The 22,591-nt window shown below is 60.5% G+C and carries 20 protein-coding genes and 1 other RNA gene; 15 read left to right on the top strand and 6 right to left on the bottom strand.

Annotated features, from left to right (window positions below):
* Positions 1-41 precede the first annotated feature (41 nt).
* From H4I99_RS05380 to H4I99_RS05370, 3 genes are all read right to left on the bottom strand, one after another.
* A complete protein-coding gene (locus H4I99_RS05380) occupies positions 42-824 on the bottom strand; it encodes a glycoside hydrolase family 25 protein (RefSeq protein WP_163899822.1) in 783 nt (260 codons plus the stop codon).
* Positions 825-959: 135 nt separating this feature from the next.
* Positions 960-1,613: a class I SAM-dependent methyltransferase gene (locus H4I99_RS05375; protein ID WP_163899820.1), complete on the bottom strand. Its 654-nt coding sequence runs from the start codon at positions 1,611-1,613 to the stop codon at positions 960-962.
* Positions 1,613-2,860: a BtaA family protein gene (locus H4I99_RS05370; RefSeq protein ID WP_163905743.1), complete on the bottom strand. Its 1,248-nt coding sequence runs from the start codon at positions 2,858-2,860 to the stop codon at positions 1,613-1,615. The genes H4I99_RS05375 and H4I99_RS05370 overlap by 1 nt, the downstream gene beginning before the upstream one ends.
* Positions 2,861-3,066: 206 nt before the next feature.
* Between H4I99_RS05370 and H4I99_RS05365 the strand changes: the two genes are divergently transcribed.
* Entirely contained in the window at positions 3,067-4,434 is a 1,368-nt protein-coding gene (locus tag H4I99_RS05365; RefSeq protein WP_163899818.1) for a serine hydrolase domain-containing protein, read from the top strand.
* Positions 4,435-4,461: 27 nt separating this feature from the next.
* Here the strand turns inward: H4I99_RS05365 and H4I99_RS05360 are convergent, their stop codons facing one another.
* From H4I99_RS05360 to H4I99_RS05350, 3 genes are all read right to left on the bottom strand, one after another.
* Positions 4,462-5,424, bottom strand: a complete 963-nt coding sequence (locus tag H4I99_RS05360) for a lytic transglycosylase domain-containing protein (RefSeq protein WP_163899816.1) — start codon at positions 5,422-5,424, stop codon at positions 4,462-4,464.
* 103 nt (positions 5,425-5,527) lie between these two features.
* A complete protein-coding gene (locus H4I99_RS05355; protein WP_163899814.1) occupies positions 5,528-6,163 on the bottom strand; it encodes a LysE family translocator in 636 nt (211 codons plus the stop codon).
* Positions 6,164-6,210: 47 nt separating this feature from the next.
* The gene (locus H4I99_RS05350) at positions 6,211-7,425 is read right to left on the bottom strand and encodes a pyrophosphate--fructose-6-phosphate 1-phosphotransferase (RefSeq protein ID WP_163899812.1); all 1,215 of its coding nucleotides are present in this window, start codon (positions 7,423-7,425) and stop codon (positions 6,211-6,213) included.
* Between the two features lie 362 nt (positions 7,426-7,787).
* Between H4I99_RS05350 and H4I99_RS05345 the strand changes: the two genes are divergently transcribed.
* From H4I99_RS05345 to murD, 14 genes are all read left to right on the top strand, one after another.
* A complete protein-coding gene (locus tag H4I99_RS05345; RefSeq protein WP_163899810.1) occupies positions 7,788-8,525 on the top strand; it encodes a J domain-containing protein in 738 nt (245 codons plus the stop codon).
* Positions 8,522-9,283: an N-acetylmuramoyl-L-alanine amidase gene (locus H4I99_RS05340; RefSeq protein ID WP_163899808.1), complete on the top strand. Its 762-nt coding sequence runs from the start codon at positions 8,522-8,524 to the stop codon at positions 9,281-9,283. The genes H4I99_RS05345 and H4I99_RS05340 overlap by 4 nt, the downstream gene beginning before the upstream one ends.
* Positions 9,284-9,551: 268 nt before the next feature.
* Entirely contained in the window at positions 9,552-10,085 is a 534-nt protein-coding gene (locus H4I99_RS05335; RefSeq protein WP_163899807.1) for a lytic transglycosylase domain-containing protein, read from the top strand.
* A 72-nt stretch (positions 10,086-10,157) separates the two neighbouring features.
* A complete protein-coding gene (locus H4I99_RS05330) occupies positions 10,158-11,345 on the top strand; it encodes an NAD(P)/FAD-dependent oxidoreductase (RefSeq protein WP_163899805.1) in 1,188 nt (395 codons plus the stop codon).
* Positions 11,346-11,417: 72 nt separating this feature from the next.
* On the top strand, positions 11,418-12,605 hold the full coding sequence (locus H4I99_RS05325) for an NAD(P)/FAD-dependent oxidoreductase (RefSeq protein WP_163899803.1): 1,188 nt from the start codon (positions 11,418-11,420) through the stop codon (positions 12,603-12,605).
* A gap of 82 nt (positions 12,606-12,687) precedes the next feature.
* An RNA gene (gene rnpB, locus H4I99_RS05320) (RNase P RNA component class A) lies at positions 12,688-13,082 on the top strand.
* 410 nt (positions 13,083-13,492) lie between these two features.
* Entirely contained in the window at positions 13,493-13,933 is a 441-nt protein-coding gene (mraZ, locus tag H4I99_RS05315) for a division/cell wall cluster transcriptional repressor MraZ (RefSeq protein WP_163899801.1), read from the top strand.
* A gap of 14 nt (positions 13,934-13,947) precedes the next feature.
* A complete protein-coding gene (gene rsmH, locus H4I99_RS05310) occupies positions 13,948-14,973 on the top strand; it encodes a 16S rRNA (cytosine(1402)-N(4))-methyltransferase RsmH (RefSeq protein ID WP_163899799.1) in 1,026 nt (341 codons plus the stop codon).
* A 3-nt stretch (positions 14,974-14,976) separates the two neighbouring features.
* The gene (gene ftsL, locus H4I99_RS05305) at positions 14,977-15,351 is read left to right on the top strand and encodes a cell division protein FtsL (RefSeq protein ID WP_163899798.1); all 375 of its coding nucleotides are present in this window, start codon (positions 14,977-14,979) and stop codon (positions 15,349-15,351) included.
* Complete coding sequence (locus H4I99_RS05300) at positions 15,351-17,099, top strand: peptidoglycan D,D-transpeptidase FtsI family protein (RefSeq protein WP_163899796.1); 1,749 nt, start codon at positions 15,351-15,353, stop codon at positions 17,097-17,099. Before ftsL ends, H4I99_RS05300 begins: the two co-directional genes overlap by 1 nt.
* A 59-nt stretch (positions 17,100-17,158) precedes the next feature.
* On the top strand, positions 17,159-18,619 hold the full coding sequence (locus tag H4I99_RS05295; protein ID WP_163899794.1) for a UDP-N-acetylmuramoyl-L-alanyl-D-glutamate--2,6-diaminopimelate ligase: 1,461 nt from the start codon (positions 17,159-17,161) through the stop codon (positions 18,617-18,619).
* Entirely contained in the window at positions 18,616-20,049 is a 1,434-nt protein-coding gene (locus tag H4I99_RS05290) for a UDP-N-acetylmuramoylalanyl-D-glutamyl-2,6-diaminopimelate--D-alanyl-D-alanine ligase (RefSeq protein WP_163899792.1), read from the top strand. The genes H4I99_RS05295 and H4I99_RS05290 overlap by 4 nt, the downstream gene beginning before the upstream one ends.
* A gap of 24 nt (positions 20,050-20,073) precedes the next feature.
* Positions 20,074-21,174 (top strand): phospho-N-acetylmuramoyl-pentapeptide-transferase, encoded by a 1,101-nt coding sequence (gene mraY / locus H4I99_RS05285; RefSeq protein WP_163899790.1) that lies wholly within the window; start codon positions 20,074-20,076, stop codon positions 21,172-21,174.
* A gap of 7 nt (positions 21,175-21,181) precedes the next feature.
* Entirely contained in the window at positions 21,182-22,591 is a 1,410-nt protein-coding gene (gene murD, locus H4I99_RS05280) for a UDP-N-acetylmuramoyl-L-alanine--D-glutamate ligase (RefSeq protein WP_163899787.1), read from the top strand.

The following is a 22,591-nucleotide window of genomic DNA, read 5'->3' as shown; positions in this document are numbered from 1 at the left end:
TGAGTTTATTGGCGCAGCGATGAAGATCGAAGGCCGCGATCCTATTTGGACACGGCCGCGACCCACTTTCTCCAGTTTTTCTCGGTGCCGGCGAAGACGTTGATATCGGTCTCGCCTTTGATGCCGGGGATGACGCCGGTCGACGTATATTGCCAGAAGGCCCAGCGACGCTCCGGATAGATTTCCTCCGGATGCTGCGCCACCGCGCGAACCCAGAAATGATAATCCTGGAAGGCGCCGGCGAGATTGTCCCGATGAAAATCGACCGAGGTGTAGATGATCGGGCGCTTGCCGTAATAGGCCTCGATACGGTCCATGAAGCGCTTCATTTCGCTGCGCACCGTTTCCGAGTTTGGACGATACTGGCACGTCTTCGACGTGTGGTTCCATTCCACATCGAGTACCGGCGGAAGGTGCATCGATTCCTTCGGTACGTTGCGGATGAACCAGTCGGCCTGCTCATCGGCGGTGGAGCAGAAATAGTAGAAGTGGTAGGGCGCATGCGGCAGGCCGGCGGCGCGGGCCTTGCGCCAGTATTCGTCAAACTTCGGATCGACTATGTCCTTGCCTTCGGTCGCCTTGATAAACACGAAGGAAACGCCCGACTGTCGCACCTTCGGCCAGTCCACGTCACCGTTCCACTTCGAAACGTCGATACCGTGCACCTTGTGTCGCTGGGGATTGTTGGGGCCGAAGTCCTGCGGGTCCTTGTCTTCGAAACGGGGCTGCTTGATGGAGGCCGTTTCCATGAAGTCATAGCTGGTCGAGGTGCAACCGCTGAGGGCGATCGTGACCGGCAGAAGGGCGTGAAGAAGCCACCGCATGGTTATTCCGTGAAATAGAATTCGAGGTCATGCCCCTGATGCGGCGCGCGCACACGCAAATACAAAAGAGGCGCTAACCTCCTTTTGCCTCCATCATCCTTAAATATGCGTTATTTTCAACCGTCAGACGCTGTGTCAAATGCGAATTATCGCATGCCAGGCGTAACCGCGTCCTATGGTTTCGAACTCCAGCCGCCCGCCGAGCCGTTCAAGTCGTGCTTCCAGAGCCTGTCTGAGGTCAGCCCTCGGAGTGACGTGGAAGCGGTCGAGCCAAGACTGGAGGAAGCGCTTGAACCAGCCGGGAAGACCTTCCTGCTGGCCGAAATCGACCACATGCAGGGAGCCGCCGGGTTTCAGCGCCGCAAGGCTCGCATCGATTGCCTTTTCCCAGTCCGGGATCATCGACAGGGCGTAGGAAATCATCACCCGGTCGAAGCCGGAAACGCCGAATTCGCCTGCGGTGAAGGTCGTGGCATCGGCCACGGCAAGGACCGGTACGGCCGGCTTTCCGCGGAAGTTGGCACGAGCGGAGACGAGCATTTCCGCCGAGATATCAAGCCCGTAGAGCCGGGCGGTCGGATAGAGCCGATGGGCGAGAAGCAGGTTGCGGCCCGTGCCGCAGCCCACTTCAAGCAGGCTGCCCTCGCGCGGGACGTCGAGCCGGGCGATCATGCGATCACGGCCGAACAGGTAGTATTTGCGCGTCAGGTCATAGATGTGCCGCTGGTAGCGATACATGCTGTCCATGCGTTCAGCGTGTTCGGCATCGAGCCCGGCTTCGGCGACCATCAGGCTTTTCTCTCGTAGATGTGGAAGCCGCCATAGATGGCCGACCGGTCCTGTTTGTTGAGTTCCGAAGACCTTTCGGCATGGTAGGTCCACTGTTCCAGCAGGGTATCGGAAAGCCGTCCGTCCAGCACGCTCTTTTCGGCCGCCGTGCGGAAGATCACGCGAGCGCCGGGAGCGGCCGTGCGGGTGATTTCGCCCCAGAGGTCGTTGAGCTGACGGTCGTTCATCCAGTCCTGCGCATCGAGCAGGACATAGCGGTCGACGCTTGCAGCTGCCTTCTGCGCCAGCAGTTCGGTGAAGCTGGCGTGATGAACGGTGACCCGGTTCGCATTGGCGCGGATCGCCGGATAAAGCTCCGGTTTCAAATAGGTCGGCAGGGTGCCTTCATGGGGCTGCGGATAGCGACGCGCGAAGGCCTGCCATGCGAAGTAGTTGTCCTTCAGCGGGAAATGACAGGCGAGCTTTTCGAGGCGGTGGCGAAGCACGGGGGCGATGGTGCCGCCCTCGGACATGCTGGCAAGCTCGTCATACTGCTGCGGCGGAATGCCGAGACCGAAGAGGGAGCTCTTGCGGGCGGTGAGCCAGCGGATCAGTGGCTTTTCGAACAAGGGTGCGATGCGATCGTCGAAGAACTGGCGCTGTTCGCGCAGCGAACGTGTCTCGGTGATATCGTTCAGCTTGACGCCATGCAGGCGTGCAACGATATGGCCTGCGCCGATGAAGCGGCCGAGCAGACCGGTGCGATAGAAGTTGCGGTTGAAGGCCGCGATGCGGCGACGGCCGGTGACGCCGCGCTTGTTCCAGTAGTCCCGCGTCTGCGCATCGAGGTTCGGCGCGATGAAGCGATCATAGCTGCGGGAGTTTGAGCGGGTGTTCTCCTGGGCGAAATGATGCACCACGGCTGCGTGGTCGGGCAGGTGGCGGAAGGCCGCAAGTTTCAGGCGGTTCAACGCCACATGGTTGGGGTTGAGATCCACGACATCGATGCTGGAAGGGCTGCGCGAGAGATAGGCCAGCATGTTGCAGCCGCCGGAGCCGATGGTGACGATGGAATGACCCTCGGCAAGTTGCATTGCCTCCATATCGACCTCGGGATCTTCCCAGATCTGCGGATAGACGAGGCCGGAAAAGAGCATGCCGAACAACCGTTCGGACAGGCCGTCCTTGGTCAGTGCCTTGTGCTGGAGGAGAGCGTTCTTGAGTTTCCGGTTTTTGTGAAGGCGGGCATCCGGTGCAACGTCGGTCATGTTCATTAGCCATCCATTGAACGTTGAGCGCGTGTAGCCCGCTGATGCAACAGTATGATGACGTGGGCTGTGGGTGCGCGGTCCGCTTGCGCGAAGCTCGCTCGTGACGCCGGAAAAACGTGCACGATCCGTTTGCTCCCTCCCTTTTTGGGGTTTCGCCATCGGATGTTTCCTGATTGCATGGACGGGCAATCGGGAGGAGGCGCATGCGATTGTTTGGCAGGATCATCCGAGGGCTGGTGCTTGCCTTCGTCATGTTCATTACGGCAATTGTCTTCTGGCTGTCGTTTTCGCCTCCGGCGCTGCTGCTTGTCGGTACTGGCTATGCGGCGAAGGTCGTCTGCTCGAATGTCTTTCTTGCCGGTCGGGAACCGGAAGAGGTTCTCGCCGTCGATGTGCAGGCGCCCGGCCATCCTCTGCTCAAGCTGGTCAATGTCGATGTGGACCGGGATGCGGGAGCCGTTACCGCGCGCCTTCTCGGTGCAATAGCTCCCAGCACTGCCATGAGGAGGGATGGACTCGGCTGCGCCAACGTACCCGATGGCGCCACACTTGCGGAGAGTGATCCGCCGACTGCGCGGGGCGCAAGGCCGACCGTTTCGGATGCCGCCTGGCCTGCCGGTGAGGGGGCCGATATCCCCAATCCCGCCATTGCCGCCCTGCTTGCGGATACTTCTCTTGCCGGTCCCGGCATGCGCGCCATCGTCGTTATCAAGGATGGCCGTATTGCCGGAGAAACTTATGGCAGGGGCTTTTCAGTCGAAACGCCGTTGCTCGGCTGGTCGATGGCAAAGACCGTCAATGCGGCGATCATTGGCCGGCTGGTCGGCGAGGGAAAGATCGGGCTCGATGACCGCGAGTTGTTCCCTGGCTGGAAGGAGGACCAGAGGGCCGATATCCGCGTGCGTGACCTGATGGGTATGGAGAGCGGCCTGGAATTCAACGAGGACTATGGCGATGTCGCCGATGTCACGCGCATGCTCTATCTTGAGCCTGATATGGCTGCCTTTGTCGCCGACAAGTCGCTGGTGGCGAGGCGGGGAGAGGTATTCAATTATGCTTCCGGCTCCAGCGTTCTTCTTTCGCGGATATGGATGGACCGCATCGGCGATGCGGTCGAGGCGCTTGATTATCCGAAGACCGCATTATTTGCGCCACTTGGTATGACAAGCGCCGTGATGGAAGCCGATGCCGCCGGCACCTTCGTCGGCAGTTCCTATGTTTATGCGACCGCGCGCGACTGGGCGCGCTTCGGGCTCTTTCTGCTGCAGGATGGGGTGTGGAACGGCGACCGGCTTCTTCCGGAAGGCTACGTCGCGATGATGCAGCAGCCGACATTGGCCTCGAAGGGACGATTCACCGAGGGACAAGCGTGGCAGGAGGGGCCGGGAGTGGTTGACGACGAAGCGTTCGGCTTGCCCGCCGATGCTTACTGGATGCTTGGTCATGACGGACAATCCGCCACCATAATTCCCTCCGAGCGCCTCATCGTGGTTCGGCTCGGATTGACGCCGTCGAAACTTGGCTATCAGCCCCAGAAACTGGTGAAGGCGGTCATGGACGGCCTTCGGTAGGATTTGCCGCTATCGGTTTGCCGATGCTCAGGGATCGAGGACGTCGAGCATGCCCTTGCGCTTTGCGTCGTAATAATAGCCGCGCGAGTAGAGGCGCACCGCTCCGTCATGGCTGTTATCTGCAACGAGCCATGCGCCCTTCAAGTATTTGATTGCGTATTTGAGATTGGTTTCCGCATCGAACAGACCAGAGGCCGGGCCGTCATAGCCCATGGACTTGGCGGTCGAATACTTGATCTGCATGAGACCGTAATGACCGTTGTTGTAGGCAGCGGGATTATAGGTGCTTTCGCGATTGACGACCCGGTGGATCAGCGCTTCCGGCATCTCGTAGAATTTCGAGTATTTCTTGATCAGCGCGTTGATCACGGTCGGACCGGTGGTCGCGGGCTTCATCGTCGGCTCTTCGATGACTGGGGGCGGTCCAGGCGGGGAAACGTCGAACTGTTTGTCGAGCGCCGCAAGCGACATGCTGCCGGAAGGGGCGGCATAAGCAAGCGCGCCGCCCGGCTTCTGTGCCGGTACGATGGATTGGACTTCCGTTACCTCAGCCGGCAGAATCGTCGGCACAGCCACTGGCGCGGTGTCCGGCAGGCTAGTCACCAAGTTGGGCGATTCCGGCATCGAGGCGGTCTGGATCGTACCGCGCTGCTGGTTCGCCACCAGTTCCATGGCCTGTGCTGCCGGCATGGTCTGTGCAGCAGTTGCCAGCGCTGTGGCCTTCATGATCGGGATCGGGGCAGGCGTCTGTGTACCGGGAATGATCGGCGGCGGTTCGTTTGCGGCGTTGGGATCAACTACCGGGGTAAGGTCGGCAATCGTGGTGGTGGCTGCCGCAGTCTGTGTGCCGGGAGCAGCTGTACCTGCGACCGGATTGGCCTTGAGCTCCTGCTTGGCTGCGTCTTCCATGCTGCTGGTACAACCCGCAAGGCCGACAAGCAGAATGGAGGCGAAACCCAGGTTTGCTCTCAGGTCTCTTTTTGCGATCATCCCGACATCCCAAGTAAAAGTAAACACCGGTTAACGCGCATGCGCCGCCGTTAACGTTCTGGTGTCATAATGCATGGGCGGAATTGCGGCAAGCTTGCCGCCTTCAGGCGGCGATCTTGCGGTAGCCTGCCGTCACTGCACCGGCGGCGATCAGCAAAGTTCCGCCCGTCCGATTGACGGCTTTTCTGACAGAATGCTTCCGAATGAAGCGCCGCGCACGGTCTGCCAGCACGACATAGGTTAGACAGACGACCATCGAGAGAGCGAGGAAGGTCCCCTCGAATATGATGACCTGATCGAGAAACGGCGCTGCCGGTGTCATGAATTGCGGCAGGAATGCGACAAAAAAGACGATGCTCTTCGGGTTTAGCGCCGTGACCGTGAAGGCGTGCGCCATGATTCGAAAAGGTTTCTCTTCCGGAAGATTGTCGTTGTCCGCCATCGGGCTGTCCCCGACGGGCGCTCTCCAAAGACGAATGCCGAGATAGACCAGATAGGCGCCGCCGATCCATTTGAGGATCATGAAGGCGGTCGCCGAACCGGCGAGCAATGCTCCTAGCCCGAGAAGAGATCCCGTCATTGCGACAAAATCGCCCAGGGCCACGCCAGTCACCGTTGCAAGCGCCGTCTTCCTGCCGTGTCCCAACGCGTAGGACACGACGAGCAGTGTTGTTGGCCCCGGAATTGCCAAGAAAAAGGCCGAGGCGGCGGCGAAAGCAAGCCAGTGTTCGAACGACATGAGTCTTTCCTCCCGAGGAAAGAGCAAGCCAGCTTTCGCCGGCTCCGTCAATGCGCCGGGCGGTATTTCTGCCCCAGGTGATCCATCACTTCCTTGAACCAAGGAGTGGACAGGTCGAAGGCCTTGCCGCCCTTGATGCGGGGGAATTCGATGGTCCGAAGCTTGCCGCCCTGATCCTCATCATGACCGGTCACGCCGGACACCTTGTTAAGGCCGCTTTCGACGGCGAGGTCTACCATGCTCTGGATGAGACGCAGGTCGTCATAGTTCGCCGGGGCAGAGCGGGCGTAGTAACCGGACTTCTGAACCATTGAGCGTTCGGCATCGAGCAATTTGGCGAAGTGCTTCTGGAACCAGGAACCGACGTTGATGGTGTCGATCTTCACATGACCGAAGGCGTCGCGCTTGACTTCCTCGCCGGCGGCTTCGCGGTCAGCGACGATTTCCTCGAGGCAGGCGCCCTCAGAGACGAAGAGCGTCACAAAGCCGGTGCGGTCCATGATCTCCTTCAGTCGGGCTGCTTCCGCTTCTAGGTCGAAGTGGGTTTCCGGCAGGTAGAGACCATCAATGTTCTTCAGCTCCTGATTCATCATGAAGCCTTCGATGTATTCGTTGCCCTTGGTGCGCTGGATATAGGCGCGGGCGGTCGCAGCGGTCAGCCAGCCGCAGTGGCGGCCCATGACTTCATGGATGACGAGCGTACGCGGCGCTGCGCTCTGCTCGTTTGAGACGTGGTCGAAAAAGCGGGCACCGACATCGGCTGCCGTCCAGGCACCGAGCGATTGCTTGATCGGCACGACGTCGTTGTCGACCGTCTTCGGCAGGCCGACGACGGTCAGGTCATAGCCGTTGGCGCCGAGATAAGCGGCAAGGTCAGCTGCCGTGGTATTGGTGTCATCGCCACCAATGGTGTGAAGGATGGTGACGCCATCGGCAGCAAGACGCTCGGCGGCGACGCGCAGCGGGTTTTCGCCTTCCTTGACGAGGCCGCGCTTCACGCAGTCGGCAGTGTTGGTCAGTTTGACTCGGCTGTTGCCGATCGGCGAGCCGCCGTAGCGATGAAGGACATGGGCCTTCTCGCGCATTTCGCGGGTGATCTCGATCTTGTAATCCATGAGGAGACCGCGAAAGCCGGACTTGTAGGCGATCATGTCGATGTCCGGAGCGATATCGGTGTAGCGCTCCATCAGGCCGCCTACTGCGGACGAGAGACAGGGTGCCAAGCCGCCTGCGGTCAACATTGCAACTTTCTGTTTGGCCATCAGTCCTCCTTCGGCATCCCCTGGAGCCGTCAATAAAACGTTTTTCCGGGCGAATGGATGCGATAGTCAGGGCAAGCTGTAAAGCAAAAAAATCAAGAAATACGGGCATTTCGATGCCTCGGAAAAGGAATGCTACCGCAAGTGCGAATATAATCGTTTCAAACCGGGCATGCGCGTAAAGCGTGTTGTGGAAAAGGCGAGGGGCATTTGGCGCGCTGGTCTCGGGAATATTCTCGATCGTCTTTTCAGGTCAGGGGCCGGTCTGTTGCTTCAGTTATTCGGAACCGAACGTGAATAAAGTTTAATGCAAGGGGAGGGGTGCGCATCTTGCTTTTTCGGCAGGGATTTGGTCATGCTACTGCATGATCTTCGATTTCGCCTGTGAACAGATAGCATCGTTGTGGGACCGTTTGCTGGGCGCCGTTAGCGACGCGGCAGGCAGTGTGCTGTCCGGGGTGATCGAGGCGGTACGCACTGCTTTCGAAGGCGATCCTGAAACACGACGCAAGGTTTCTTTCTCAGTCGCAATCATCGCGCTTTCGGCCAAGATGGCCAAGGCTGATGGTATCGTATCCGAAGCCGAGGTTGCCGCGTTCCGCAAGATTTTCGAGTTTCCGCCGGAAGAAGCGCGCAACGTTGCTCGACTTTATAACCTCGCCCGTCAGGATGTGGCCGGCTACGAGGCCTATGCTCAGAAGCTGGCGGGCCTTTGCCGGACTTGCGACCAGCAGTGCCCGGTGCTTGAGGACATCGTCGATGCACTGTTCCACATCGCCAAGGCTGACGGCATGCTGCACGAGAAGGAGCTCGCCTTCCTGTCGCGCATCGCCGAGATCTTCGGCGTGTCGGAAGAGCGCTTCGAGATGATCACCGAGCGTCACGTTTATCTCGATGGCGATCCCTACGGCGTTCTCGGCGTTGATCCGTCCGATGATTTCGCAACGATCCGCAAACGTTACCGGGCGTTGGCGGCCGAACATCATCCCGACCGTCTGCATGCGCGGGGGATTCCGACCGAGTTTCACGCGGTTGCCAATCACCGCATGGCGAAGTTCAACGCCGCCTATTCCGCGATCGAGAAAGCACGTCGCGCCGCATGAGCCTCTTTAATGCCGATTACCGGGCAGCCTGTGTGCTGCCTTCGCCCAACCATGGCGAGCGTCCCGATGGTGTTCGTCCTGATATCATCCTGCTGCACTACACGGGCATGCCCTCGGAAGAGGGGGCTCTCGCCTGGCTCTGTAGTCCTGAAAGTCAGGTGTCGAGCCACTACTTCGTGCACGAGGACGGCCGAGTGGTGCAACTCGTGCCGGAGGAGCGCCGCGCGTGGCATGCCGGCAAGAGCTTCTGGGCTGGCGAAACCGACATCAATTCGCGTTCCATCGGTATCGAGATCGCCAATGCCGGTCATCCTGCCGGCCTTCCGGCGTTTGGGGATGCGCAGATCGAAGCCGTCATCGAATTGTGTCGCGATTGCGGCCAGAGGCTCGATATCCGGCCTGAACGGGTGCTAGGGCACTCCGATGTGGCCCCGGTTCGCAAGGTCGATCCAGGTGAAAATTTCCCCTGGGGCAAGCTCCACGTCGCGGGCGTCGGCCATTTCGTCGAGCCGGTGCCAGTCTCCGGCGGACGCTTCTTCCAGAAGGGAGAAAGCGGGCAGCCGATAGAGGCGTTGCAGTCGATGCTGTCGCTCTACGGCTATGACATTGATATCACCGGCGAATATTCGGAAAAGACCGAAGGCGCGGTCGCTGCTTTCCAGCGGCATTTCCGCCCCGCGCTGGTGGACGGCGTCGCCGATATGTCCACTATCGAGACGCTGCACAGGCTGCTTTCCACGCTGCCGCGATACGCCTGAAACGGGCGGTACGGGCGCTCCGTTTTGCGGACGCCTTTTAACGCGCGAAACGCCAATTTGTTGCGTCGCCACACGAATTCCCAATTTCGACGTTCTAAAGATCGCATTGAACAGCGGCGCTGTATCCCGCAAAAGCGGATTGCGATCGCAAATATCAACGATGAGGGCAAGTGCGGCGCCTGATCCGACAGGACAGGTGAACAGGGTAGATTTGCGTCCCAAAAGGACGGTCCGCCTTGCCATTCTGGTTCGGAGACTGAACTTCCACATGATAAGACGAGTTGTTGCTGCTGCGGCATGCCTTGCTATTCTTTTGTCCTCTTCCATGGCGGCATCCGCTCGCGACAAGGAACAAGGGCAGCAAACATTCAAGCTTCCCTTCAAGAAGACGACGACCGAAGCCGGATATGCAGCGCCTTCCTTTTCCAACAGTCCCTATACCAGCCTTATTTCCAAATATGCCAAGACCTACGGGGTTCCGGTCGCGCTTGCCCATGCTGTGGTGCGCATCGAGAGCAACTTCAATCCGAAGGCACGCGGCGGCGCCGGTGAGATCGGCCTCATGCAGATCAAGCCGACGACCGCCCGCATGATGGGATATTCCGGGTCGAGCAAGGGCCTCTACGATCCAGAGACCAACATTCGCTATGGAATGAAATATCTGTCGATGGCCCATGAACTCGGCGATGGCCGGACCTGTTCCACCATTCTGAAGTATAATGCCGGTCACGGCGCTAAACGCATGAATCCGGTTTCCAAGCGCTACTGCGGCAAGGTTCAGGCGCTGATCGGCTCCCTGTAATCACGATGCGACAACGACGTGCAAGCGAATGTTTGCCATGCTATCGAGAACCCTGGAAACGAGGGTAAGTGCATGGCAACGGATTTCGAGTTTATCGTCATTGGACGGGGCATGATGGGGGCCGCGGCGGCTCGCCACCTCACGCTGGAAGGCAAACGGGTCGCGCTGATCGGCCCGGAAGAGCCTGCCGACCGGCTGGCGCATCAAGGTGTTTTCGCCAGCCACTACGACGAGGCCCGGATTACCCGCACTTTCGACGATAATCCGGTGTGGAGCCAGCTCGCTTCACGTTCCATCGAACGTTACGACGAACTGGAGAGCCGGAGCGGGATCCGTTTCTATACCGAGGCGGGTTGCCTGTTTTCCACGCCGCTGCCGGGCGAGCAGGGCTATATGGCCCGGGCGGTCGCCGTGTCGAAGCATTTGAACCTCGATGTCGAGGTGATCGCTTCTGAAAAACTGGCGGCACGTTTTCCACACATGCGTTTCCCCGAGGGGCATTCCGGTTATTACGAGCGGCGCAATGCCGGATACGTCAATCCGCGGGCGCTCGTGCGTGCGCAGGCTTTGATGGCTGAGCGCCAGGGCGCGCGGCTCGTTGCTGAAACGGCGGTTGCCGTTCTGCCGGGTGCTGCAGGTGTCGAGGTGCGGACGGCCGGGGGCAGAGCCTATACGGCGGGCAAGGTGCTGGTCGCGGCTGGTGGTTTCACCAATCTCTGCGGGCTGTTGCCGCAGCCGGTCGACATGCGCGCGACGGCGCGCACCATCGTCTTCTTCGAACTGGACGAGAGACGGCAGGCGGAATTTTCGGCCATGCCGTCGACGGTGGTCTTCGCCGAGCGGGATGAGGATCTTGTCTACATTCTTCCCCCGGTGCGCTATCCCGACGGCAAGATTTACCTGAAGATCGGCGGCGACAGCGAGAAGACGGCGTTCGAGGATCTTCCATCCATCGGCGGCTGGTTCCGTTCGGATGGCGATGTCGAGGAAGCCCGCAAGCTCGAACGTATCGCTGTGTCGCTCATGCCGGGGCTTGAGGGTGCGCCGACGACGAGCGGGGCCTGCATTGCGTCGTTCACTCGCACCACCTATCCCTATATTGGATTTACCTCCTCGCCGGATGTCGCGGTGCTGACCGGCGGCAATTTCGTTGCCGCGAAATGTTCGGATGAACTGGGACGACTGGGCGCACGGTTGATTATCGATGGCGCTTTGTCGGAGAGCGATTTTGCCGAGGAACTTCGGCCGGTATTTTTGTGAAAATGATTCCGCCTGCATCCGCAGGATTTTGAAAACTATCGATAATTGCGCAATTTAAGGCAGGGGCGCGACATGGTTGGAAGCTACAGGCATATCGTCATCGGTCGCGGCATGATGGGTGCCGCAGCGGCCCGCCATCTTGCCTCGCAGACGGACGGCGTCGTCCTGATCGGACCGGACGAACCGGCCGATGTCTCAAGCCATGACGGTGTTTTCGCGAGCCATTACGACGAGGCACGGATCACCCGAACCATCGACCCCGATCCGGTCTGGGCGAGGCTCGCTAACCGCTCGATCGCCCGTTACGCGGAGATCACCCGGGAGAGCGGCGTCGAATTCTATCATGAGACGGGCTGCCTGATCGTCGGGCCGAAGCGGGGCGGGGTCGATCCCTATGTCGGCAATGTCTGTGGTGCTGCTGAAGCACTTGGCGTGCCTGTCGAGATCCTGTCCGATACAACTCTGTCCGAACGTTTCGGCTATTTCAGTTTCGGCGTGGGATGCGAAGGGGTCTACGAGGCGGCGAATGCGGGTTACGTCAATCCGCGCCGGCTGGTCGAAGCGCAATCGAAGCTCGCCCGGAAAGCCGGAGCCGAGCTGATTGCTGATACGGCAGTTACAGTGCGGGAAGCGGACGGAGGGGTCGTCGTGACGACGGCCGGAGGCCATGAGGTCCGGGGCGAGCGGGTGCTGGTGGCGGCAGGTGGATTTTCCATTGCCAAGAATCTCTTGCCGCGGCCGCTTGATCTGAAGGTTTATGGGCGAACCGTCGCCTTTTTCGAGATCGCGGAGGCCGATCTCGGCGCCTATGCAGGCATGCCGTCGCTGATCCATCAGCCCGAGGAACCCCTGGATCACATCTATCTGTTGCCGCCGGTGCGTTACCCCGATGGCAAGACCTATCTGAAAATCGGCGGGGATCCTGATGACCTGCGTCTTGCGACCGAGCCCGATATTCGCGCCTGGTTCCGTGGCGGCGGTCGGGAGGCGACGCGTCGGCATCTCAAGCGTATCCTTGACGGGCTTGTGCCGGGGCTTGCCGAAGCACCGGTGACAATGGGCGTCTGCGTCACGTCCTTCACGCCCGGCAATTACCCCGCGATCGGTTTTGCGCGCGACAGGATCGCGGTGCTCACCGGTGGGTGTGGCGCTGCTGCCAAGAGTTCCGACGAGATCGGGCGACTGGGTGCCGAGTTGATGCTTCACGGGCGGATCGTGGATGAAGCCTATGATCCGGTTTTTACGCCGGTTTTCCTCTGATCGTCCGGAGAAGGCCTCTTTCTGTTGTTGGTGCCCGCATTTTTGGTGGCAATCGCGAGCCTGCTCGTCTAAGGACGCGGTGCCAGTTGGCCGGGCAGCCGCGCTTTACCAATGCCGAAAGGCGGTAAGGTGAGGAAAGTCCGGGCTCCACGGAAATACGGTGCCGGATAACGTCCGGCGAGGGCGACCTCAGGGAAAGTGCCACAGAAAGCAAACCGCCCTGCATGCAGGGTAAGGGTGAAAGGGTGGGGTAAGAGCCCACCGCGTCGCTGGTGACAGGGACGGCACGGTAAACCCCACCGGGAGCAAGACCGAATAGGGATGACGCGGGGCGCGCAAGCGTCTACAGCCTGTTTCCGGGCCAGTCATCCGGGTGGGTTGCGTGAGGCAGCGTGCAAACGCTGTCCCAGATGAATGGCTGCCACGTTCCGGGCGACCGGAGCCATACAGAACCCGGCTTACAGGCCAACTGGCAATTTTCCCGCCGCCCCATTCCGCCATGATTGGCGAGGGCAATTTAACCTGCTGAAAAAATGTCGCATTTGGCAGGCTTTCGTCTCCAGCCTCGATCAAGCTTCGGGATCAAAAAGGCCTCCGCCGGCGGCTTCTCCTAACTATTCGTTAAGCTTAACCGCTTATCAATATTTGAATCCCGAAGGGGATCGGAAAAGCCTCGTCCCATTGACGCCCATGTTGTCCCATGTTATCCCATTCGCATACCGTTGAGGGGCCGATGAAGGTCCGGAATTTCAAGGTCGGAGGCGAGCTGGCCGCGCAAGCGGGGTGGGGTTCGGCTTGCGGACCTGAGGCATCTGTGGCGGTCGGGTTTTCGAGTTCTGGAGGGCTGTCTGTCGGCTCTCGCTTCAAGGGAGTGGCGGTCGATTGTCATGAACCGCTTCCTGTCCAATGCGACAAACAGGATCGATGCGAAGGGGCGGGTGTCTGTTCCGGCGGTGTTTCGTTCCGTGCTCGCGCAACGCGATATTCAGGAGCTTTACTGCTTTCAGGATTTCGTGTTTCCGGCGATCAGTGTCGGTGGGCTGGATGTCCTGGAGCGGTACGAGCGACAGATCGCGAACGAGGATCCGTTTTCCCGGGAGGGGAACGAGATGTCGCTGCTGGTTCACGGTGGTGGTGTCTTCATGAAACTCGACGCCGAAGGGCGTCTGATGGTCACGGATTTCATTCGGGACTTTACGGGCATCACGACGGAAGTGTGTTTCGTCGGGCGCTCGGATCACTTTCAGCTTTGGCAGCCGCAGGCGTTTCAGGAAATGCAGGCGGCGGCAAGAGAGGAGCGCAGACTGCGAGGGCTGCGGACTCCATAGAACGGGGAAACGGAATGGTGGCGAATTCAGGCGGAGGTTCAACTGAAGCCGAAGGCGGACCGGTTCGCCACATTCCGGTTCTTCTCAGCGAAGTGCTCGATGCGCTCGAGCCCCGTTCCGGCAAAGTCATTCTCGATGGTACCTTCGGTGCCGGCGGCTATACGTCGGCCATTCTCGATGCTGGTGCCGACGTGATCGCGCTCGACCGCGATCCGACGGCGATCGCCGCTGGTCAGGCCCTTGTCGATGCACGGGGCGGCCATCTTGTGCTGCATCATACGCCGTTTTCCCGACTGGCCGATTTCGCGCCGGCTGCTGGGCTCGATGGCGTCGTTCTCGATATCGGCGTTTCCTCGATGCAGATCGATGAAGCCGAGCGCGGCTTCTCCTTCCAGAAAAACGGACCGCTCGACATGCGCATGTCGGGGGCGGGGGTGTCGGCTGCCGATGTCGTCAACCGCGCGAAGGTCGGCGATCTCATTCGCATTTTCGGTTTTCTCGGGGAAGAGAAACAGGCGGGCCGCATTGCGCGCGCTATCGAAAAGCGTCGGACGAACGAGCCGTTCCGCACTACGCGGGATCTCGCCGGGCTGATCGAGATCGTGACGCCGCGCAAAGCCAAGGACAAGATCCATCCGGCGACGCGCGTCTTTCAGGCGCTGCGCGTCTTCGTCAATGATGAACTCGGCGAACTTGCCCAGGCGCTGTTTGCTGCCGAAAGGGCTTTGAAGCCGGGCGGGCGACTGGTGGTTGTCACCTTCCATTCGCTGGAAGACCGGATCGTCAAAAAGTTCTTCTCCGAGCGTTCGGGTAAGGCTTCCGGTTCGCGCCACATGCCTATGGTGACGGCGAAGGCGGCGATCTTCGAGCCTGTCGGCAAGGGCATGGTTTCCGCCAGCGAAGCAGAAGCCGAAATCAATCCGCGGGCTCGGTCGGCCAAGCTTCGCGCCGGCATTCGCACCACCGCTCCGGCCGAGAAACCGGATTTCTCCATTTTCGATTTGCCCGACCTCGCCAGTCTCGACAGGATCGGAGGATAAGCAATGCTCAGGACTTTCGACCTTGTGATGATCGGTGCCATGGCTGCCGCGGCCGCGGTGACCTACCAGATCAAGCATCACACCGATAACAAGCTCGAGGAGGTCCGGAGTATCGAGGCCGAGATCAAGCTTGAAAAGGATACGATCGAGCTTTTGAAAGCCGACTGGGCGCTGTTGACGCAGCCCAACCGTCTGGACCGTCTCATCAAGGTCTATGGCGCCGAACTGCAGCTGCAGCCGACGGCGCCGGAGCAACTTGCCAGGCCGGTGGAACTGCCGATGATGAAGGCCGAGGTGCCGAAGCCGGAAGTGGCAGAAGGCGATAAGAGCTCGGATCCTGTTTCGGATCTCATTACAACCGGATCGGTGCAGCGCTGATGACTTTTCTTTCGCGAATCATGCTGTTGAAGAGCCAGGCCCACTTCTCGGCCGATGTTCATCGCGCCGGCGCATCGATGAACGGGACGTTCAAGGGAACAGGCAAGCGCAAGACCGAAATGGCGCGCAAGCGCGTCGGCCTGATGATTGCCGGTTTCGCTGTCGCCTATGCGATCATCGGCGGTCGGCTGGTGCAGTACGGCTACGCCCATCCGGAAACCGTTTCCAGCATCCTGCCGGCCGACCGCCTGATGGCGTCGCGCCCCGATATCGTCGACCGCAACGGCGAGGTCTTGGCGACCGACATCCGCACCGTGTCGCTGTTTGCCGAACCCAACAAGATCGTGGATGCGGACGAAGCGGTCGAAAAGCTCGCGACCGTGCTGACCGACCTCGACATCAAGGGTACCTACAAGAAGCTTTCCAATCCGCAGTCTCATTTCCAATGGCTGCGCCGCCAGCTCACGCCGAAGCAGCAGAGCCAGATCCTTGCGCTCGGCATTCCCGGCATTGGTTTCCGGCCCGAGAAGCGCCGCTTCTATCCCGGCGGCACGACCGCGTCCCACATCGTCGGCTACGTCAACATCGACAACCGCGGCATGTCGGGTATGGAAAAATACATCGACAACCAGGGCATGGCTGATCTGCGTGCGCTCGGCATGACCAGCGACACGCCTCTCGAGCCGGTGAAGCTGTCGATCGACCTCAGGGTGCAGAACATCCTGCACGACGTGGTTTCAGAGGCAATCACGAAGTTCGAGGCGCTGGGCGCTGGTGGCGTGGTTCTGGACGTTCATACCGGCGAAGTGCTCGCCATGGTCTCTATGCCCGATTTCGATCCGAACAATCCGGCCGCCAGCGCTCAGGAAGGCTGGCTCAACCGCATGTCGAACGGCACGTTCGAAATGGGCTCGACCTTCAAGTCCTTTACGCTGGCCATGGGGCTGGACGAGGGTAAGGTGAGCCTCAACTCCACGGTCGATGCGCGCTATCCCATCCGCATCGGTGGGTTCACCATCAAGGATTTCCACGGCAAGAACCGCGTGCTGAGCGTGCCGGAAATCTTCCAGTACTCCTCCAACATCGGCACCGCGAAGATTGCCGACATGGTGGGAACGGATGCCCACAAGGAGTTTCTGAAGAGGCTCGGCTTGACGACGCGAATGAAGACGGAACTGCCTGAAGTCGCGATGCCCAGCCAGCCGCGCGAATGGAAGAAGATCAACTCTATTACCATTTCCTTCGGCCACGGTGTTTCGACGACGCCGCTGCAAACGGCGGTTGCGGGTGTTGCGCTGGTCAACGGCGGCAAGCTCCTCCCGCCGACCTTCCTGCCGCGCACGCAGGAAGAGGCGGATCAGGTTGCCGAGCAGGTTATCCAGCCTTCGACCAGCAAGGACATGCGCTTCCTGTTCGAATGGAACGGCGTCAAGGGTTCCGGCCGAAATGCGCGCGTCGACGGCTTCAACGTGGGCGGCAAGACCGGCACCGCGGACAAGGTGGTCAACGGTCGCTATGTCGGTGACAAGAACTTCAACGCTTTCCTTTCCGCCTTCCCGATCGACAATCCCCGCTATGTCGTCCTGACCGTCATCGACGAGCCCAAGACGGACAAGGGCAACGGTGCGGCGCTTGCCGGAACGTCGGCTGCGCCCATGGTTGCGGAAATCATCCGCAGAAGCGCCGCAATTCTCGGTGTAGAACCGAAATTCGGGGAAGACGGTTCTGCCTTGCTCGTTTCTTATTAAGCAGGCTTAAATTTATGCGGCGATTCGGGGGAACCGCCTCTGAGAATGGACAAGTATCGATGTTTTTGCGGGATCTGGTGAGCGGCGAATATCAGGATCAGGTCGGCAAGGCGGGAAATGCCGTCGGTGAAATTGCAATTTCCGGTATCACCGCAGACAGTCGCAAGGTCGAGCCGGGGATGCTGTTCGTCGCGCTTTCCGGCACGAAGGCAGACGGTGCGGCCTACGTGACCGATGCGGTTTCTCGTGGCGCAGCTGCTGTTGTAGCCGGCCATGCCGTGGAAGCCTCCGTTCCTGTCTTCGTGGTCGACAACCCGCGCCGGTTTCTGGCTCTTGCGGCCGCACGGTTTTTCGGACGGCAGCCGGAAACCATGGTTGCAGTGACCGGAACCGCCGGCAAGACTTCCGTTGCTTCCTTTACACGCCAAATCTGGGTCGAGGCCGGCTATCCGGCGGCACAGATCGGAACGACGGGCGTCGTGTCTCTCACGCGCAACGAATATGGTTCGCTCACCACGCCCGATCCGGTCGGCCTTCACAAGCTTCTTGCCGAACTCGCCGACGAGGGCGTTACCCATGCCGCGATGGAGGCATCTAGCCACGGTCTCGACCAGAGCCGTCTCGACGGCGTGAAGCTCGCGGCGGCCGCCTTTACCAATCTCGGTCGCGATCACATGGATTACCATCCGACGATCGAGGACTACATGGCCGCCAAGATGCGGCTGTTCGATACGTTGCTTCCAAAGGGATCTCCGGCGGTGATCTTCGCCGACGATCCGTGGTCGGCAGAAGCGATCCGCGTTGCGACCAAGGCCGGTCATGACGTGCGCACCGTCGGTCGCAACGGAACCTTCCTGTCGCTCAAGCGGGTCGAGCACTTCCGCCACAAACAGGTTGCCGAGGTCCATGCCGGCGACGAGATCCACGAGGTTCATATTCCGCTTGCTGGCGACTTCCAGATTGCCAACGCGCTGGTTGCCGCCGGCCTTGCCATTTCGACCGGTGTCGCGGTTCCGGTCGCACTGAAGGCGCTGGAAAAGCTCGTCGGAGCTTCGGGTCGTCTGGAACTCGTCGGCAACAGCAAGAACGGCGCGCTGGCCTATGTCGATTATGCCCACAAGCCGGATGCGCTGGAGAACGTGCTGAATTCGGTGCGCCCGTTCACCACGGGCCGCGTGATCGTGGTCTTCGGCTGCGGTGGCGATCGCGACAAGGGCAAGCGTCCGATCATGGGCGAGATCGCCTGCCGGCTGGCGGATATCGTCATCGTGACCGATGACAATCCGCGTTCCGAGGTTCCGGCGGTCATCCGCTCGGAAATCATGGCAGCCGCGCCGAAGGGAATTGAGATCGGCGACCGGTCGCAGGCCATCCGCGCCGGCGTCGCCATGCTGTCGGCGGGGGACACGCTTGTCGTGGCCGGCAAGGGGCATGAGGAGGGGCAGACGGTGGGCGATGTGACGCTGCCGTTCTCTGACCACACCGAACTGCGCAAGGCACTGGAGGAATTCGAACATTGACGTTTCTTTGGACGACCCGCGACCTCATCGACGCCATGGATGGCCGTCCATTCGGCACTTTGCCCGATGGCATCACCGGAATTTCGATCGACAGCCGGACGATTACTCCGGGGGAGGCCTTCTTCGCGATCAAGGGTGACCGCGTCGATGGCCATGATTTTGCGAGTCTTGCCGTTGCCAACGGCGCCTCGCTGCTGGTCGTCAGCGAGGCGAAGCTTCCGGCGCTCGGGCGGCTGGTCGTGCCGATGATCGTCGTGGAGGACGTGCTCGGCGCGCTGCAGAAACTCGGGATCGCCGCGCGCGATCGAAGTTCCGCCACCGTGATCGCGGTTACTGGCTCCGTCGGTAAAACCACGACCAAGGAAATGCTGCGGCTGGCGCTTTCGCCTTCGGGCAAGGTGCACGCCGCTGTTGCTTCTTTCAACAATCACTGGGGCGTGCCGCTGACGCTTGCCCGCATGCCGGTCGATACGCGTTTCGGCGTCTTCGAGATCGGCATGAACCATGCCGGCGAGATTGCGCCGCTTTCCCGCATGGTGCGGCCCGATGTTGCCATCATCACGACGATTGCGCCCGCGCATCTCGGCAATTTTACAAGCCTCGAGGAGATTGCTGCCGCAAAGGCCGAGATTTTCGAAGGCCTTGAGCCGGGTGGCGACGTGATCCTCAATCGTGACAACAGCCAGTTCGATTTCCTCGAACACGCGGCGCAGGCGGCCGGCATCGAGAATATTCATTCTTTTGGTCAGCATGCCAAGGCCGAGTTCAGGCTCGCCGAGTTCGACGGCGCTGCCGAAAGCTCGACGGTGTGGGTCTGTTTCGGCGGTGAGACGCGTGAGGTGGCGCTTGGCGCGCCTGGGCGTCATATCGCGGAGAACGCGGTTGCCGTGCTTGCGGCGGTATCGCTGGTCGGAGCCGATATGGACGCGGCCATTGAAGCCCTGCAGGGGCTTTCTGCCGTGAAGGGCCGCGGCGCTCGCCACCGGCTGTTGATCGAGGGCTTGACCTTCACGCTGATCGACGAGAGCTACAACGCCAATCCCGCTTCCATGCGTGCGGCCATCGCGGTGCTTGCGGCCTCACAGCCCGAAGGCGAGGGGCGGCGGATCGCTGTTCTTGGCGACATGTTGGAAATGGGCGAGTTTTCGCAGACGGTCCATGCCGAGCTGGCAAGCCCGCTGCTTGCCGCCGGTATCGAACATGTGTGGCTGGCCGGTTCCGAGATGAAAGCACTTCGTGACGCTCTGCCTGAGAGCATTGGTGTCGTTTATCTGGAAACGACGGCCGAGCTTGCAGCTTTCGTCACGGCGTCGGTCGCCCCCGGCGACGTTCTGATGGTGAAATCGTCGCTCGGTCTTGGTTTCGGCAAGATCGTTGCGGCTCTTCTTGACAAGTATCCGGCCGTGCCCGACACGGGGCGCCAAAATTAATAAGAGCTTTCGGAAAGGGCTCCAATGCTGATCTGGCTTGTGGAACTCGCGAACCACTTTCAATTCTTCAACCTGTTCCGGTACATCACGTTCCGCACGGGCGCTGCTCTCTTCACTTCCGCTCTTGTCGTCTTCCTGTTCGGGCCGGCCATGATAGCATCGCTGCGCGTCCGTCAGGGCAAGGGGCAGCCCATCCGCGCCGATGGTCCGCAAACCCACTTCAAGAAAGCCGGGACGCCGACCATGGGTGGCCTGATGATTCTCGCCGGCATCGTGGTCTCGTCGCTGTTGTGGGCCGACCTTTCCAACGTCTACGTGGTCTGCACGCTGCTGGTGACGCTCGGCTTCGGAGCGATTGGTTTCTATGACGACTATCTGAAGGTGACGAAGCAGACGGAGAAGGGATTCTCTGGCAAGGCGCGCCTCGGCATCGAATTTGTGATTGCCGGCATTGCTGTTTATTTCATGATGAGCACGTCGCTGATGTCCGCGCCGCAGGGCTCCACCTTCGGTTCCTCAATTGCCTTTCCTTTCTTCAAGGACTTTCTGATCGACCTCGGCATCTTCTTCGTGCTGTTCGGCGGGTTCGTGATCGTCGCGGCAGGCAATGCCGTCAACCTGACCGACGGTCTGGACGGGCTTGCCATCGTGCCGGTGATGATTGCCGCGGCGTCGTTCGGCGTGATCGCCTATGTCGCAGGCAATGCGGTCTTCGCCAACTATCTGCAGATCAATTTCGTGGTCGGCACCGGCGAACTGGCCGTGGTGCTCGGCGCGGTGATCGGGGCGGGGCTCGGTTTCCTCTGGTTCAATGCGCCGCCTGCTGCCATCTTCATGGGCGACACCGGTTCGCTTGCGCTCGGCGGCCTGATCGGCTCCGTTGCTGTCGCCACCAAACATGAGATTGTCATGGCGATCATCGGTGGCCTGTTCGTTGCCGAAACGCTCTCGGTCATCATCCAGGTCGGCTATTTCAAGATGACCGGCAAGCGCGTGTTTCTGATGGCGCCGATCCATCACCATTTCGAAAAGCTCGGCTGGACGGAAAGTCAGGTCGTGGTTCGCTTCTGGATCATTGCTGTCGGTCTTGCCATGCTCGGCCTTTCCACCCTGAAGCTGCGGTGAGGCCGAGATGATCCCGGCCACCACCTTCAAGGGCAAGAAGGTCGCACTCTTCGGTCTTGGCGGCTCCGGTCTTGCCACCGCCAAGTCCCTTGTCGCCGGCGGGGCTGCTGTCATCGCCTGGGACGACAATCCCGACAGCGTTGCCAAGGCCGCCGGCGAGGGCATCGTTACCCGGGACCTGCACGACATAGACTGGAAATCGGTCGCGAGTTTCGTGCTGTCGCCGGGCGTGCCGCTCACCCATCCGAAGCCGCATTGGTCCGTGGCGCTTGCGAGAGCCGAAGGCGTAGAGATCATCGGCGATGTCGAGATCTTCGTGCGGGAGCGTCGCGCGCATGCTCCCCATTGCCCGTTCATCGCGATCACAGGCACGAACGGCAAGTCAACGACCACGGCGTTGATCGCCCATATCCTTTCCGCAAGCGGACGCGATGCACAGCTCGGCGGCAATATCGGCCGTGCGGTGCTGACACTCGATCCGCCGCAGGACGGTCGGTTCTTCGTGGTCGAGTGCTCGTCCTACCAGATCGATCTTTCACCGACGCTCAACCCGACCGCAGGCATCCTGCTTAACGTCACGCCCGATCACCTCGACCGTCATGGCACGATCCAGCATTATGCCGACGTCAAGGAGCGGCTGGTCGCGGGCAGCGATACGGCCATCGTCGGCATGGATGACAGCTACAGCGAACTGATTGCCGACCGCCTCGAGCGGGCCGGCGGGAAGGTGGTTCGCATTTCCAAACGTCAACCGCTTGCGAGCGGTCTCTATAATGATGCTCATCACATCATCGAGGCGCATGGTGGTGCGACGTCGGTTCTCGCCGATCTCAACGGTATCCAGACATTGCGGGGTGCTCACAATGCCCAGAATGCAGCGGCCGCGATTGCCGCCTGCCTTGCTGTTGGTGTGTCCGCGGACGAGGTCCGGGCGGGGCTTCAGTCCTTTTCCGGCCTGAAGCATCGCATGCAGCCGGTGGGTCGTCGTGGCGATGTCGTTTACGTTAATGATTCGAAGGCGACTAACGCCGAAGCGGCAGCGCCCGCGCTGTCGAGCTATGACCGGATCTACTGGATCGCCGGCGGATTGCCCAAGGAAGGCGGTATCACCAGCCTTGCGCCTCTCTTTCCGCGTATCGCCAAGGCCTATCTGATCGGCGAGGCGGCTTCCGCCTTCGCGGTCACGCTCGGTGAAACGGTTCCTTATGAAATTTCCGGCACGCTCGATCTCGCTGTCGCCCATGCTGCGGCTGATTCGGCTGCCGATGGCGGTCCGGTTGCCGTGATGTTATCCCCGGCTTGCGCAAGCTTCGACCAGTATAAGAACTTCGAAGTGCGCGGCGATGCCTTTGTCGGCCATGTCGCTGCCCTGGACGGTGTGACGATGCTGGTCGACGTGCCAACAGGAGGCAAATGA

Source organism: Paenirhizobium daejeonense, from assembly GCF_014280875.1.
GTDB lineage: Bacteria > Pseudomonadota > Alphaproteobacteria > Rhizobiales > Rhizobiaceae > Allorhizobium > Allorhizobium daejeonense.
This window is presented reverse-complemented; position numbering and strand designations above follow the sequence as displayed.